Origin of the sequence: Methylobacterium ajmalii (assembly GCF_016613415.1) — a bacterium.
Classification (GTDB): domain Bacteria; phylum Pseudomonadota; class Alphaproteobacteria; order Rhizobiales; family Beijerinckiaceae; genus Methylobacterium; species Methylobacterium ajmalii.
The window spans coordinates 35,879-50,045 of record NZ_JACWCT010000032.1 but is presented as its reverse complement, the minus strand read 5'-3'; the positions used below and the strand labels follow the sequence as shown (position 1 = coordinate 50,045).

The 14,167-nt window shown below is 71.8% G+C and carries 11 protein-coding genes; 7 read left to right on the top strand and 4 right to left on the bottom strand.

Translation table 11 applies throughout. The features are described from left to right. On the top strand, nt 1-1,282 hold a 1,282-nt coding region (locus tag HPY23_RS06125), incomplete at its 5' end, for a hypothetical protein (protein ID WP_210346947.1). A 9-nt stretch (nt 1,283-1,291) separates the two neighbouring features. Here HPY23_RS06125 and HPY23_RS06120 read toward each other — a convergent pair. From HPY23_RS06120 to HPY23_RS06110, 3 genes are all read right to left on the bottom strand, one after another. Continuing rightward, nucleotides 1,292-3,028 carry a thiamine pyrophosphate-binding protein gene (locus tag HPY23_RS06120; RefSeq protein ID WP_091882226.1) on the bottom strand — a complete coding sequence of 579 codons (1,737 nt, stop codon included), beginning with the start codon at nt 3,026-3,028 and terminating at the stop codon, nt 1,292-1,294. 209 nt (nt 3,029-3,237) lie between these two features. Further along, nucleotides 3,238-4,800, bottom strand: coding sequence for a class I adenylate-forming enzyme family protein (locus HPY23_RS06115; protein ID WP_091882223.1), 1,563 nt, complete (start codon nt 4,798-4,800; stop codon nt 3,238-3,240). Between the two features lie 251 nt (nt 4,801-5,051). Beyond that, nucleotides 5,052-6,104 carry a TRAP transporter substrate-binding protein gene (locus tag HPY23_RS06110; RefSeq protein ID WP_091882219.1) on the bottom strand — a complete coding sequence of 351 codons (1,053 nt, stop codon included), beginning with the start codon at nt 6,102-6,104 and terminating at the stop codon, nt 5,052-5,054. A 145-nt stretch (nt 6,105-6,249) separates the two neighbouring features. On the opposite strand from HPY23_RS06110, the gene HPY23_RS06105 reads away from it, so the two are divergent. Next, on the top strand, nt 6,250-6,969 hold the full coding sequence (locus HPY23_RS06105) for a GntR family transcriptional regulator (protein ID WP_091882216.1): 720 nt from the start codon (nt 6,250-6,252) through the stop codon (nt 6,967-6,969). A gap of 90 nt (nt 6,970-7,059) precedes the next feature. On the opposite strand, the gene HPY23_RS06100 is transcribed toward HPY23_RS06105, so the two are convergent. Beyond that, nucleotides 7,060-8,142, bottom strand: a complete 1,083-nt coding sequence (locus HPY23_RS06100) for a methyl-accepting chemotaxis protein (RefSeq protein ID WP_139234868.1) — start codon at nt 8,140-8,142, stop codon at nt 7,060-7,062. A 349-nt stretch (nt 8,143-8,491) separates the two neighbouring features. On the opposite strand from HPY23_RS06100, the gene HPY23_RS06095 reads away from it, so the two are divergent. The 5 genes from HPY23_RS06095 to HPY23_RS06075 form a co-directional block, all read left to right on the top strand. Then, nucleotides 8,492-8,782, top strand: a complete 291-nt coding sequence (locus HPY23_RS06095; protein WP_175539850.1) for an STAS domain-containing protein — start codon at nt 8,492-8,494, stop codon at nt 8,780-8,782. A gap of 17 nt (nt 8,783-8,799) precedes the next feature. Further along, nucleotides 8,800-9,165: a response regulator gene (locus HPY23_RS06090; RefSeq protein ID WP_060847895.1), complete on the top strand. Its 366-nt coding sequence runs from the start codon at nt 8,800-8,802 to the stop codon at nt 9,163-9,165. Nucleotides 9,166-9,629: 464 nt separating this feature from the next. After that, the gene (locus tag HPY23_RS06085) at nt 9,630-11,705 is read left to right on the top strand and encodes a chemotaxis protein CheA (RefSeq protein ID WP_091882210.1); all 2,076 of its coding nucleotides are present in this window, start codon (nt 9,630-9,632) and stop codon (nt 11,703-11,705) included. After that, nucleotides 11,705-12,202: a chemotaxis protein CheW gene (locus HPY23_RS06080; protein WP_082742581.1), complete on the top strand. Its 498-nt coding sequence runs from the start codon at nt 11,705-11,707 to the stop codon at nt 12,200-12,202. Before HPY23_RS06085 ends, HPY23_RS06080 begins: the two co-directional genes overlap by 1 nt. Nucleotides 12,203-12,240: 38 nt before the next feature. Then, on the top strand, nt 12,241-14,167 hold a 1,927-nt coding region (locus HPY23_RS06075; protein WP_236017632.1), incomplete at its 3' end, for a methyl-accepting chemotaxis protein.

Here is a 14,167-nt window from a genome sequence, read left to right as displayed (position 1 = left end):
CCGGCCAGGGGCAAGGCCGCCCCGGCCGGGTCCGGGCGGCGTGAGCCGCATGGGGCCCGCGTACCAGGGGGGCGCCGTCCTCGCGCTGCCCGCCGCGGACGGGCGCGCGCCCTACCAGGCCCGGGCCGCGCACGCCCTGCTGGTCGCCGCGCTCGTCTTCAACGCCGCCCTGTGCTTCCTCAACACCGCGGGCTTCCCGGTCTCCGGCGGCACGGTGATCGGCGCCGAGGTGGCGATCATCGCGCTCACCCTGGGCTTTGCCCTCGACGAGCGGGCCGGCCCCTGGCTGATCCTCGCCGGGCTCGTCTCCTACGGGCTGCTGCTCCTGGCTTTGCGCGGCTCGACCGACGTGAAGGGCGTGCGCGACTTCCTGATCCCGGTCGTGTTCTACAATCTCGGGAGGCGCAATCCCGACCTGCGCGACGCCGACCGGGCGGTGCTGACCTGCGGCGTGATCGTGGTGGCGATGGGCCTGTTCGAGTACGGCCTGTTCGACGTCTACCAGAAATACTTCAACATCGTGCGCTACTACGTGGCTCGCGGCAGCATGTCTCCGTCGGAGATCAACGAGCTGACCGGCTCGCTGTTCACCAGCGGCATCCGGCCGGATTCGCGCACCATCCTGCCCTTCCTCGGGCCGCACCGGGTCTCGTCGGTCTTCCTCGAGCCGGTCTCGGCCGGCAATTTCGGCGCCGTGCTGTTCGCCTGGGCGCTCTACCGCCGCACCATGCGGGGGCGGGCCTGGCTGTTCCTCTGCGCCGCCCTCACCATCATCCTGGCCGATGCGCGCTTCGGCGCCTATGTCTGCGTCGCCATCACGGGGGCGATGTGGGTGGGCTGGCGCCTGCCGCGCCTGCTCTGGTTCGCCCTGCCCTTCGCCGTCCTGCTCGCGCTCGCCGTCTACGGCTTCGAGAGCATGCAGGTGACCTGGCAGAACGACATGGCCGGCCGCCTGCTCTGGGCCGCGCTGCTGATCACCTCCCTGCCGCCCGAGGGCGTGTTCGGCATCCTGCCCGACAAGCTCTTCCTGTCGGATTCCGGTTACGCCTACGCGCTGACCCAGGTCGGGGTGCCCGGCGCGCTCGTGGCCTGGGGCCTGTTCGTGCTCATGCCGGCGCGCAACCGGGACGCCTGGCGCCTGCGCTGCGCCATGGCGATCTATACCTGCCTGCTCCTGGTGATCAGCGACTCGCCGTTCTCGATCAAGACGGCGGCCGTGGTCTGGTTCATGCTCGGCGCCGCCGACGGCGCGCCGGAGGAGGCCCCCGGCGCACCACGGTGAGCCCTGCCCTCACACGCTCTCGCCGCGCCGGCGCCGCTCGGCGTCGTCCCAGGCGGTGAGCGGCTGGTAGTCGGGCACGAAGCCGAGGCCCTTGCGGGCGTCCGACGACACCGCGACCTGCGAGGTCGTGACGTCGATGAGCGCCGGGGCGTTGGCGAGCGCCCGGGCGATCGCCGGGGCCAGGTCCTCCGGCCGCGTCACCCGCTCGCCGTGGGCGCCGAGCGCCCGGGCGAGCCCCGCATAGTCGGAATCGGCCAGAAGCGTGCCGACGACCCGGCCGCCGTAATTGAACTCCTGGTCGTAGCGCTCGATGTTCCAGGCGGCGTTGTTCGACACGATGATCACCGGCCTGGCGCCGTGGCGGACCGCGGTGTCGATCTCCATCGCGTTGATGCCGAACGCCCCGTCGCCGGTGACGCAGATCACCTGCCGCTCCGGATGGGCGAGCGAGGCCGCGGTGGCGTAGGGCACGCCGATGCCGAGGCAGCCGAAGGCGCCGGCATCGAGGTAGGTCCGCGCCTCGAGGCCGACCCGGGCGAAGCTCAGGAGGTCGCCGCCGTCGGCCACCGCGATGTAGTCGGGATCCGCGACCTCGCGGATCGCCGCGAAGATCGCCGCCGGATGGACCCGGCCGTCCCCCCCGGTCTGCGGGACCGTGGCGCCGGTCGAGCGCGCGATGTGGCGCGCCCGCAGGCCTTGCGCCCAGTCCGCATCGAGGGCGGGCGCCCGGTTGCCGGCGGCCTCGACGATCGCCGCCAGCGCCAGCGCGGGCGTCGCGAGCAATTCCGGCTCGCCGCGGCGGTTGTCGACGAGCTCCCCGGCCGTATCGGCGATGCGCACGAAGCGGGCGTCGGGAAACACCGCCGGCGAGCCGTAGCCGAGCTGGTAGTCGAGCTTGCGGCCGACCACTAGAACCACGTCGGCCTCGGTCATCGCCGCGGCCCGCATGGCGCCGACCGTCGCGGGATGGTCGGCCGGCACGAGGCCGCGGCTCTCCTGGGTGTCGAGGTAGACCGCGCCGAGCGCGTCGAGGAGGCGGACCAGCTCGGGCCCCGCCTGCTTGGCCCCGCGCCCGCTCACCACGAGCGGGCGACGCGCGCCCCACAGCGCGTCGACGGCCTGCGCCACGCCCGCGGGATCCGGCGGCAGGACGCGCGGCGCCTTCGGCCGCATCCAGTCGTCGAGGACGAGCTGCGGCGGTACGGGGGCGCGCAGCACGTCGGTGGGGATCTCGATGTAGACCGGGCCCGGCTCGGCCAGATCGCCCATGGCCCGGGCCACCGCCTCGTCGAGCTCGCGGATCACCTGGTCGGCGACCCGGGCGGTGCGCGACTGGCGGGTCACGGGGCGCAGGATGTCGACGTGCGGGATGTCCTGGAGCGGGCCGAGATTGGCCTGGGCCCGCGAGGTGCAGCCGCCGATCAGCAGCACCGGCACGCGGGCGAGCGAGGCGTTGGCGATGCCGGTGACGCAGTTGGTGACGCCGGGCCCGGCGGTCGCCATGCAGACCCCGAGCTCCCCGGTCAGCTCGGCGTGCGCATGGGCCATGTGGACCGCGGCGCCCTCGTCGCGCACGTCGACGATGCGGATGCCGAGGCGGGCGCAATGGTCCCAGATCGGCTGGATGTGGCCGCCCTGGAGCCCGAACACCCGGTCGACGCCCCGTGCCTTCAGGAACCGGGCGATCCAGGCGGCGCAGGATTGCGCGTCGGCGTTGAGGTCCTGGACGGTGGCCTGCTGGCTCATGGGTTTTCCTCCCGTTACGTCGTCGTTCGCGCCCTGGGCGCGTCGTGCTCACCCAGGAAGTCGGTCCGGGTGAGGTCGGCATCTTTGCAGATCCACGAAGTCCGGATCCGCTGCCGGCACCGAGATCGGGCGTCCTTCCCCTCTCCCCGCCCGCGGGGAGAGGGGACGCCCGCGCTTTGTTCTCGGAGCGGGCACGGACACGGCAGCGATCACCCCTCCCCCCGCACCAGCCGCTCCTTCAGCTTGCGGTGCAGGGTCTTGCCCGTCGCCGTGCGGGGCATCGCCGCGTCCTCCAGGAACGAGACCGTGCGCGGGCGCTTGAAGCCGGCGAGCCGATCCTTGCACCAGCCGAGGATCTCGGCCTCGGTGACCGAAGCGCCGTCGCGCGGCACGATCACCGCGTGGACGCGCTCGCCCCAGGTCTCGTCGGGAAGCCCCACCACCGCGACGTCGTGCACCGCCGGGTGGCCGCCGAGCAGGGCCTCGACCTCGGAGGGGTAGATGTTCTCGCCGCCCGAGATGATCATGTTGCTCTTGCGGTCGACGAGATGGATGAAGCCGTCCGCGTCGCGCCGGGCCATGTCGCCGACGGTGCAGTACTCGCCGCGGAACGCTTCCCGGGTCTTCTCCGGCAGCTTCCAGTAGCCGTCGAACAGGTAGGGGTTGGAGCAGAACAATTCGCCCGCCTCGCCGTCCGGTACCTCGCGGCCGGATTCGTCGAGGAGCCTGATCGGCGCCGAGCCGACGCATTCGCGCCCGACCGAGCCGAGCTTGGTGAACTGCTCGGGCGGGTGCAGCATCGTCGCCCAGCCGACCTCGGTGGCGCCGTAGAGCTCGTAGAGCCCGGAATTGGGAAAGAACTCCATCACCGCCCGCTTGGTGTCGGGCCGGGCCGGCGCCGAGGAGATCATCAGCCGGGTGATGCGGGTGAGGTCGTGGCGCGCCTTGGCCTCCCGGCTCAGGCCCAGCATCATCGCGTAATGGGTCGGCACCAGGGAGGTGAAGCTCGCACCCCCCTCGGCGAGCGCCCGCACGCAATGCTCGGGATCGAAGCTTTTTCGCGAGTAGACGCTGGTGACGCCGCCGCAATAGCTGAAGGCGCCGAAGAAGTAGAGCGAGTTGGCGTGGCACATGGGCATGACCAGGAGCGCCGAATCGCGCCGGTGGATGCCGAGCTCGATCTCGGTGATCAGCGACAGCATCGCGGCGCCGCGATGCGAGCGGATCGCCCCCTTCGGCTTGCCGGTGGTGCCCGAGGTGTACATCAGCATCCACGGATCGGCCGGATCGATGGCGATGCCGGGCTCGTCCTCGCGGGCCCGCGCGATCAGGTCCTCGTAAGCCGAGAAGCCGGCCGGGCAGGGCGTGGCCCCGAACCACACCACGCGGGAGTCCGACACCGGCAGGTCGGCGCGGATCTCCTCGATCGTGCCGGCGAGCTCGTCCTGCAGGATGAGGGCCGACACCTCGGCATCCTCCAGGATGTAGCGCACCTCCTGCCCGACCAGCCGGAAGTTGATCGGCACCGCGACGAGGCCGGCCTTCGCCATCGCGGCGTAGATCTCCAGCCACTCGACGCAATTGTAGGCCAGCACCGCCACCCGCTCGCCCTTGCCCAGGCCGAGGCCCAGGAGCGCGTTGGCGAGCCGGCAGGCGCGGGCGTTCCACTGCCGGAACGTCATCGCGCGTTCGAGGTCGCGCGCGCCGATCCGGTCGGGCTGCAGGCGCGCCTGGACGGCGAGCATCTGCCCTGGCGTGAGCACTTCCCTCATCGTGGTCGTCCTCGCTTGGTCTTTCTATGCTTGATGTCTTCGGCACTCTCGACGGATGTGCCACCCACCAGGTCATCCTGGGGCCGCGCAGCGGAACCCGGGATCCATAACCGCTGATGGTACAGGATGCGGCGTCGCGCGTTCCGCTTCTTTCTCCAGCGTCAGCGGCTATGGATCCCGGGTTCTCGCCTTCGGCGAGCCCCAGGATGACGCAGTGGAGTTTGAAGCGTTGGCGAGGATCATAAAAATCCTCAGCCGATATCACCCGCATAATTCTGCACCAGCGCCCAGGCCTCCGGCCCGAACTTTTCCCGCCACTGGCCGTAGAACTTCGTCGCCTTGAGCGCCGACTGGAAGGCGTTCGGGTCGGTTGTGTTGAACATGAGCCCCCGCCCCTCCAGCTCCTTCTGCACGTCGCGGTTGGCCTTCGCGATGTCGTCGCGCTCGCGCAGGGCCGCGGCGTTGAGGTGCTTCTCCATGATCGCCCGCACGTCGGCCGGCACGCCCTTCCAGACGCGGCCGCTCGCCATCATCCAGAACCCGTCCCAGGCGTGGTTGGTGAGCGAGCAGTATTTCTGCACCTCGTAGAACTTGGCGAAGTTGATCAGCGCCAGCGGATTCTCCTGGCCGTCGGCGATCCGGGTCTGGAGCGCCGAATACGCCTCGCTCAGCGGGATGCTCACCGGCGCGGCGCCGAGCGCGGAGAACATCGAGACCCAGAGCGGCACCACCGGCACGCGGATCTTGAAGTTCTTGAGGTCGTCGGGCGTGCGGATCGGCTTGGTGCTGGTGGTGATCTGGCGAAAGCCGTTGTCCCAGGTCGCCTCGAACGGCACCAGGTTCGCCTTCTCGATCGCGCGGCGGATGTAGCCGCCGACCTCGCCGTCCATCGCCGCCCAGACCGTGTCGTAGCGCGTGAAGGCGAAGCCGATGCCGGTGAGCGAGGTCGCCGGCACCAGGGTCGAGACCACGGTGCCCGGGAAGGTCGCGAGTTCGAGCGCCCCCGAGCGGATCTGGGACAGCATGTCCGAGTCGCTCCCGAGCTGGTTCGACGGAAACAGGCTGATCTCGACTGCGCCGTTGGTCTCGGCGGCGATCGCCGCGATCGCCTCCTTGATCCGGACGTTGACCGGATGCGGCACCGGCAGGTCGGTGCCGAGCTTGAAGGCGAGCGTCCGGCCCTGCGCCAGGGCAGGCCGCGGGAAACCGCCGGCCGCGAGGGCGACCGCTCCCAGCCCGGTGGCCAGCAGGCGGCGGCGGTGCAGGCCGGTCGGGCGCGGATCGGTCGGCCTCTTGTCGGTCATGGCGTCTCTCCCTCGGGAATCCCGATGCTCGCGATGGCGTCGCGGCATTATTGAATTCGGAATTCGAATTTGGAATTCGGTATTGCACGGGCGCCTGGTTTGCGCAACACGGTTCGCGGAGCGTACCCGCGTGAGGAATCCGGCCATGGCCGTCGAGACGGACGCCCGCAGCCTGACGCGCCACCGGCTGGTCGAGCAGGTCTACGGGGCGATCTTCAGCGAGATCACCGAGGGGCGGCTGGCGCCCAACACCCGGCTGATCCAGGACGAGCTGGCGGAGGCCTACGGGGTGTCGCGCCAGCCGGTGCAGCAGGCGCTGCTGCTCTTGCGCAACCACGGCATCGTGCGCGACGCGCCGCGTCGCGGCCTCGTGGTGGCGCCCCTCGAGGCGTCGTTCGTGCAGAACCTCTACGAGGTCCGCGGCGTGCTCGAAGGCCTGACGGCCCGGCTCGCCGCCGAGCGCAACCCGGCCCGCGCCGGTCGGGAGGGCGCGCCGCTGGTCGCCGCCGGGCAGGCGGCGGCGAAAGGCGGCTCGGTCGCCGATCTCATCGCCGCCGACATCGCCTTCCACCGCTTCCTCGGCGAGATCGCCGAGAACCCGATCATCGTCGAGACGGCGGCGCCGCACTTCAACCACCTGAAGCGGATCATGGGCGAGGTGCTGCGCGAGGACGAGGCGATGCCGGCCCGGATCTGGGACGAGCACGCGGCGATCCTCTCCGCCATCGCGGCCGGCGACGGCGAGGCCGCCGACCGGCTCTCGCGCCAGCACATCGCCCGGGCCGCCACGGTCTTCGTCGACCGCCTGAGGGCGCAGGAGGTGGCGAGCGTCGAGGAGGCCCGCAACCGGCGGGTGGCGCGGTAGGCCGTCGTCCGACGACGCGGCTTCCGGTTCGTCGTTCCATCCGGGACGGACTCGGCCGGCGGCCCGGTCGGGGACCGGGCGCCCGCGCCGTCAGAAAAGCTCGATCCCGTCGTCGTCCGCGCCGCTCGCGGCGGCCGGCTCCTGCCCGGCCGGCCGGCCGAGGATCCGCTGGCCGAGGCGCTCGCGGATCTCGTAGAGGGTCACGGCGGCGATCATCCGCTCGGCCCAGGCGGCGTCCGGGGCCTCGTCCGGATCGGCCGCGAGCGGGGTGCGCCCCTCCTGCTCGGCCAGGGCCGCTGACAGGGCGGCGAGGCAGCGGGCGATGTTGTCGAGGCGCTGCTTGGCGAGGTCCTGGAACTGCATCGCCACCAGCGCGGCCGAGACGTCGGCGGTGATCTCGCCGGTGGTGCGGGCGGTGCCGTCGAGGATCGCCGCGAAGCGGTCGCCCTGCTGCGCCAGGGTCTCCATCACGGTGCGGAACCGCGCGGTGGCGGCGCGGCTCTCGTCGGAGACGTCCACCGAGGCGATCTCCCGCATGGCGGCGTGGCTGCCGCGCAGGCCCCCGGCGATGGCGCCGATCTGCTCGCGCACCCCGCTCGAGACCGCGCTGATCGACTTGGCGAGGTCGCGCACCTCGTCGGCGACCACCGCGAAGGCGCGGCCGGCGTCACCCGCCCGCGCCGCCTCGATCTTGGCGTTGAGCGCGAGCAGGTTGGTCTGGCGGTTGATCTTGTCGATCTCGACCACGCTCGACTCGATCCGGCCGAGCGTGCCCAAGAGCCCGTCGAGGGTCGAGACCATCGCCTCGCCCCGCTCCGACAGGGCGGCGACCTTGGTGGAGAGCGACGAGAACGTCGCCTCGAACCCCGCCGAGACCTCGGACAGCGAGAGCTTGCGCTCGTCGATGGTGACGGAGCGGACGGCGTCGGCGAGCCCGGCGATGATGCCCTCCTGCTCGCGGCTCGCCGCGGCGATGCGCTGGAAGCGCCCGGACAGGTCCTGGACGTGGCTCTCGGTATGGGCCGTCACCCCGTCGATCTCGCCGACGAGGGCGTCGAGGGCGCGGCGCTGCACCGCCGAGAGGCCGAGCCAGTCCTGGAGGAAGGCCGCGTTCTCCGGCGACAGGATCGGCGGGCGCTCCGCGGCCCGGTGCCGGGGAAGCTGGGTCTGCATCGTCGGCATCATCCTATGACGGCGAGAGGGCGCGGGCCGCCGTCTCGCTTCGCGTCGTCCTCGTACCGTCGATGACTAGCCTCCTTGAGCTGAACGAAGGGTTATGTCGCGCGTGACAGCGGACGAAAAATCCCTCGCTTGCGGTGCGTTAGTTGCAGTAGCGGGCCCGTGCGGCGCACGATCGGGAAGTGTTGTCCGCGGACGTCGGTACATCGGCGACTGCCGGTGCCTTGCCGTCCTCCCCGGTCGACGCGGTCTACGTACATCGAATCTTTACGCCTGGAGCGCGTATCTCGCGGAAGAGGACACGTTCTCCCGTGTCGACGTTGCCGGGTTGTCGGAGCGTGGAATGTCCGATCGCTACACACTGACCTTGCCGGACGATTGCGACATCCGCACCGCGGCCGAGATCCAGGCGCGGCTCGGCGCCGCCCTGGCGGCCGGACCGGTCGATGTCGACGGCGAGGGCGTGGTGCGGGTCGACGTGACCTTCGTGCAGGTCATGCTCGCCGCGGTCGGCACCGCGCGCCGGTCGGGCGGGTCGCTGCGCGTCACCGGCCTCTCGGCGGCCGCGAGCGCCGCCTTCGATCGGGCGGGCGTGTCCCTGTCCGACCTCGCCCCTCCCCTGTCCGGACACTGAAGCGCTCGAGCAGCACCATGGCCACCATCCTGACGGTCGACGATTCCCCCAGCATCCGGCAGATGATCCGGGTCGCGCTGAGCCCGGCCGGGCACACCATCCTCGAGGCCGGCGACGGCGCCGAGGGCCTGAGGAAAGCCCAGGCCGAGCCGGTCGACCTCGTCATCACCGACCTGAACATGCCGGTCATGGACGGGCTCGAGCTGATCCGCCGGCTGCGCGGCGTTCCGGCGCTGTCGGGCCTGCCGATCGTCTTTCTGAGCACCGAGTCGAACGACGGCGTGAAGCAGCAGGCCAAGGCCGCCGGCGCGACCGGCTGGATCACCAAGCCGTTCAAGCCCGAGCAGCTGGTCTCGGTGGTGACGAAGCTCGTGCGGCGCTGAGCCGGCGCGGCGGTTCGCCTTCCGCGCCCTCCGGGGCCCCGGGTCCCCCCATTGCATCCACGCTGCCCATCCCGGGGCGCCCGAGCGGCGCGCCGGGATCACTGCGTGGCGGAACGCCCGTCGATCGCTCGCGCCGCAGCACCGGCGAAGACCGCACACAGGTCTCGTCCGCCGTCTCGCCGCCCGCGGCGCCAGGATGCGCGGAAGGACGCCGTCTCCCGCCCTCCCTGCCCCTGTCGAGCGCGTCGGGGGAATCGCGGTTAACGCTCCGTCTACATTGGGCATCGGGCTGAACGGTTCCATCCCGATTTCGCTAAACTTGCATCTGATTTACAGAAATTTATCGACGTCGGCGCCAAGTTGCGGTCATGAACCCTGCGACAGACGGCGCGCCGGGGTGGCGGTCCCGCTTCGTCGGCGGGGTGCGCGCCACCCCCGCGCCGCCCGCGTGATCCGGTGCCGCCATGACCCACATCGATCCCGCCGAGGTCTTCCTGACGGAGGCCACCGAGCTCCTCGACCGGCTGGAATCGACGCTCCTCGACCTCGGCGACCGGCCGCAGGACCGGGCGCTGATCGACACCGCGTTCCGCGCGCTCCACACCATCAAGGGCTCGGGGGCGATGTTCGGCTTCGCCCAGGTCGCGACCTTCACCCACGATTTCGAGACCGCGTTCGACCTCGTGCGCCAGGGCGAGGTCAGCGTGAGCCGCCCCCTGATCGACGTGTCGCTCTCGGCCAAGGACTACATCCGCCTCCTGATCGAGAACCCGGACGGCACCGACGCGGTGATCGGCGCGGCGATCCTCGACGAGCTGCAGCGCCTGGTCCGGCCCGGCGCCGGGGCGGACGCGCCGCAGGTGCCGGTCCCCGCCGAGGCGCCGTGTCCGGAGACGGCGGCCGACCGGCCGGACTGGCATCTCGGCCTCGCCTTCGACCCCGACATCCTGCGCAACGGCACCAACCCGCTGGCGCTCCTCGACGAGTTGCGCGATCTCGGCGCCCGGTCGGTCACCGCCCGCACCGACGCGGTGCCGGACCTCGCCGCCCTCGACCCCGCGCGGCTCCATCTCGGCTGGGACGTGGTGATGCCCGGCAGCGTCACCCGCGAGGCGATCGAGGACGTCTTCCTGTTCGTCTCGGACGAGATGACGCTCACCATGCTGCCGGTCGAGGCGACCGGATCGGTCGAGGCGACCGGATCGCTCGAGACGGCGGGTTCGGCCGCGTCGGCCCCGGCCCCCGTCCAGCCCGCGGCGGACGAGCCGATGCCCGCCGCCTCGCCTGCCGCCCCGTCCGAGGCCGAGGCCCGCACCCCGCCCGCCGCCGCCCGACGCACCGACGACCAGGCGGTGACCACCGTGCGGGTCCAGGCCGAGCGCCTCGACGCGCTGATGGACCGGGTCGGCGAGCTCGTCATCGCCCAGGCGCGGCTGAACCAGATCGCCGCCCTGCGCTCGGACCCCGCCGTGAAGGCGGTGGCGGAGGAGATCGAGCGCCTGGCCGCGGCGCTGCGCGACACCACGATGGGCATCCGCATGGTGCCGATCGGCTCGCTCTTCGGCCGCTTCCGCCGCCTCGTGCACGACCTCTCGCGCGACCTCGGCAAGCCGGTCGCCTTCGTCACCGAGGGCGAGGACACCGAGCTCGACAAGACCGTGATCGAGCGCCTGGCCGACCCCCTCGTCCACCTGATCCGCAACGCCATCGACCACGGCATCGAGGCGCCCGAGCGCCGCGCCGCCGGCGGCAAGGCCCCGACCGGGCGCATCCTGCTCAAGGCCGAGCATGCCGGCGCCCAGGTGCTGATCACCGTGCGCGACGACGGCGCCGGGCTCGACACCGCCCGCATCCGCGCCAAGGCCGAGGAGAACGGCCTCCTGTCCCCCGGCACCCCGCTGAGCGACCACGAGGTCCACCAGTTCCTGTTCGCGCCGGGCTTCTCCACCGCCCGGGAGGTTTCGGCCCTGTCGGGCCGCGGCGTCGGCATGGACGTGGTCAAGAAGACCATCGAGTCCCTGCGCGGCTCGATCGACCTCGCGACCCAGCAGGGCGCCGGCTCGGCCTTCACCCTGCGGCTGCCGCTGACCCTCGCGATCATCGAGGGCCTGCTGATCCGGGTCGGCGACGGGCACTACGTCATCCCGCTCTCGGCGGTGGAGGAATGCGTCGAGCTGCCCGAGGCCGACCGCGAGGCGCGGGGCCGCAGCCTGCTCAACATCCGCGGCGAGCTGGTGCCGTACCTGCGCCTGCGCGAGCTGTTCGGCTGCGACGTCCCGTCCGAGCCGCACCAGATGGTGATCATCACGGCGCTCGCCGGCGAGCGGGTCGGCTTCGTCGCCGACCAGATCGTCGGCAGCCACCAGACGGTGATCAAGTCGCTGTCGAAGCTGCACGCCGACGTCACGATGTTCTCCGGCGCCACCATCCTGGGCGACGGCAGCGCCGCCCTGATCCTCGATGTGCCCCAGCTCCTGGCCGCCGGCCAGGCCCGGGCCGGGATCGACCTGCACGGCTCCAACCTGACCGAGGCCGCCTGATGTCCCTCGCCGCCCGGGCCGAGAGCCCGCAAGCCCCCGCCGTCCCGGGCGCCGCCGCGCAGGAGGGCACCCGCGTGCAGGCGCTGATGGTCGGCATCGCCGACGAGATCTTCGCGATCGATGCGGGGCTCGTGCGCGAGATCATCGATCCCCTGCCCCCCACCCGGGTGGCGGGGGCCCGGCCTCACCTGCCGAGCGTGGTCAACGTGCGCGGCGCCATCATCCCGCTCGCCGACCTGCGGGTGCGGTTCGGCCTGCCGCCCCGGGCGGCGAGCCCCGACACCCGCATCGTCGTGGTCGAGCTCGCGATCGACGGCGACCCGGTCTGCGTCGGTCTCACCGCCGACAAGGTCCACGAGGTCACCGAGATCCAGTTCTCGGATGCCCGGCCGATGCCGCGGGTCGGCCTCGCGATCCGCCCCGACTTCGTGCGCACCCTGATCAAGTGGAACGACCAGTTCGTGATCGTGCCCGACCTCGAAGCCATCCTGGCCTGAAATCCCGGCCCTCGCGATTACGACGGAAAGTTCAGACGATGAAGCTCTCGGTGAAGGCCAAGCTCGCGGCGTCCTCAGGCCTGGTGCTGCTGCTCGCCGCGGCGGCCGGCGGCCTGAGCTACTGGCGCCTGAGCGAGCTTGCGGCGAGCCAGCAGGTGCTGGCGGCGCGCGGCCAGCGGGTCGGGACGATCTCCGACCTGCAGAACGCCCTCGGCGCCGCCGGCCGGACCGAGAAGAACATCGTGCTCGAGAGCGACCCGAAGCGGATCGCCGAGTTCGGCCAGCTCCTCGCCCATCAGAACGCCGAGCTCGCCCGCCTGCGCGCCGAGCTCGAGCGCGGTGCGACCGGCGACGAGCAGCGCCTCCTCGCGACGGCGGCCGACAAGCTCGCCGCGGCGGGCCGGACCCAGGCCGAGACGGCGAAGTGGGGTTCGCTCAACTCGAACTTCCGCGCCTCGCAGTTCTACCAGGCCGAGATCCTGCCGCAGGTCCGGCAGCTGACGGCAGCCTCCGACGCGCTCCGCGACCGGCTCGCCAAGGAAGGGGGCGAGGAGGCTCTGCGCGGCGCCCTCGCCTTCGAGCGCCTGCGTGCCGACTGGCTGCGCTACACCCGCTCCTTCGCCCTCATGCTGTCGACGGGCTCGCTCGCGGAGCTCGACGGCGCGGTCAAGGAGGCGGATGCCCTCGAGGCCGCGTTCCGGGCCGAGCTCGCCCGCACGAAGGCCGCCGCCCCCGGCCTCGGCGAGGGCGCCGTCGATCTCGCCTCCCGGTACGAGGCCGCCGCCCCGCTGATGAAGCGCGCGCTCGCGATCGCCGCGGAGGGCGGCAACCTGCGCGCCGCGACGCTCACCATGGGCGAGGGCCGCGAGCAGCTCGCCGCCGCCATGAAGGCCTATGACGAGGTCGCGGCGTTCATCAAGCAGGAGATGACGCAGGCGGCCGTGCAGGGCGCGGCGAATGCCGACAGCGCCAAGATGATGCTGATCGTGATCCTGCTCGGGTCGCTCGCGATCGGCATCGGCGCCTCGACCTGGATCGCGCTGGCGATCAGCCGCGGTCTCGCCGAGGCGGTCGGCCTCGCCGACGCGGTGGCGGAGGGCGACCTGTCCCGGACCCTGACGGTGCGCTCGCAGGACGAGATCGGCGCCCTCGTCGCCTCGCTCAACGCCATGACGGCGAACCTGAAGGCGAACGCGTCCGTGGCCGAGGCGATCGCCGCCGGCGACCTCACCGTCGAGGCCAAGCCCCTCTCCGACCGCGATGCCCTCGGCCTCGCCCTCAAGACCATGCTGGAGCGCCTGCGCAGCGTCGTGTCGGAGGCGCTCGGTGCCGCCGGCAACGTCTCGGCGGGCAGCCAGGAGCTGTCGGCCTCCGCCGAGCAGCTGTCCCAGGGCTCGACCGAGCAGGCTTCCTCCACCGAGGAGGCCTCCGCCTCGATGGAGGAGATGGCCGCCAACGTGCGCCAGAACGCCCAGAACGCCAGCCAGACCGAGACCATCGCCCGGCAATCCGCCCGCGATGCCGAGGCCAGCGGCGCGGCGGTGGGGCGTGCCGTCGAGGCGATGCAGACGATCGCCCAGAAGATCACCATCGTGCAGGAGATCGCCCGCCAGACCGACCTTCTGGCGCTCAACGCCGCCGTCGAGGCGGCACGGGCCGGCGAGCACGGCCGGGGCTTTGCGGTGGTGGCGAGCGAGGTGAGGAAGCTCGCCGAGCGCAGCCAGACGGCGGCGGCCGAGATCGGGACGCTGTCGGCCGACAGCGTGCGGGTAGCGCGGGACGCCGGCGAGATGCTGGGGCGTCTGGTGCCCGACATCAAGCGGACGGCGGGCCTGGTCGAGGAGATCACGGCGGCGTGCCGCGAGCAGGACGTGGGGTCGGCGCAGATCAACCAGGCGATCCAGCAGCTCGACAAGGTGACGCAGCAGAACGCGTCGGCGTCCGAGCAGGTGTCGGCGACGTCGG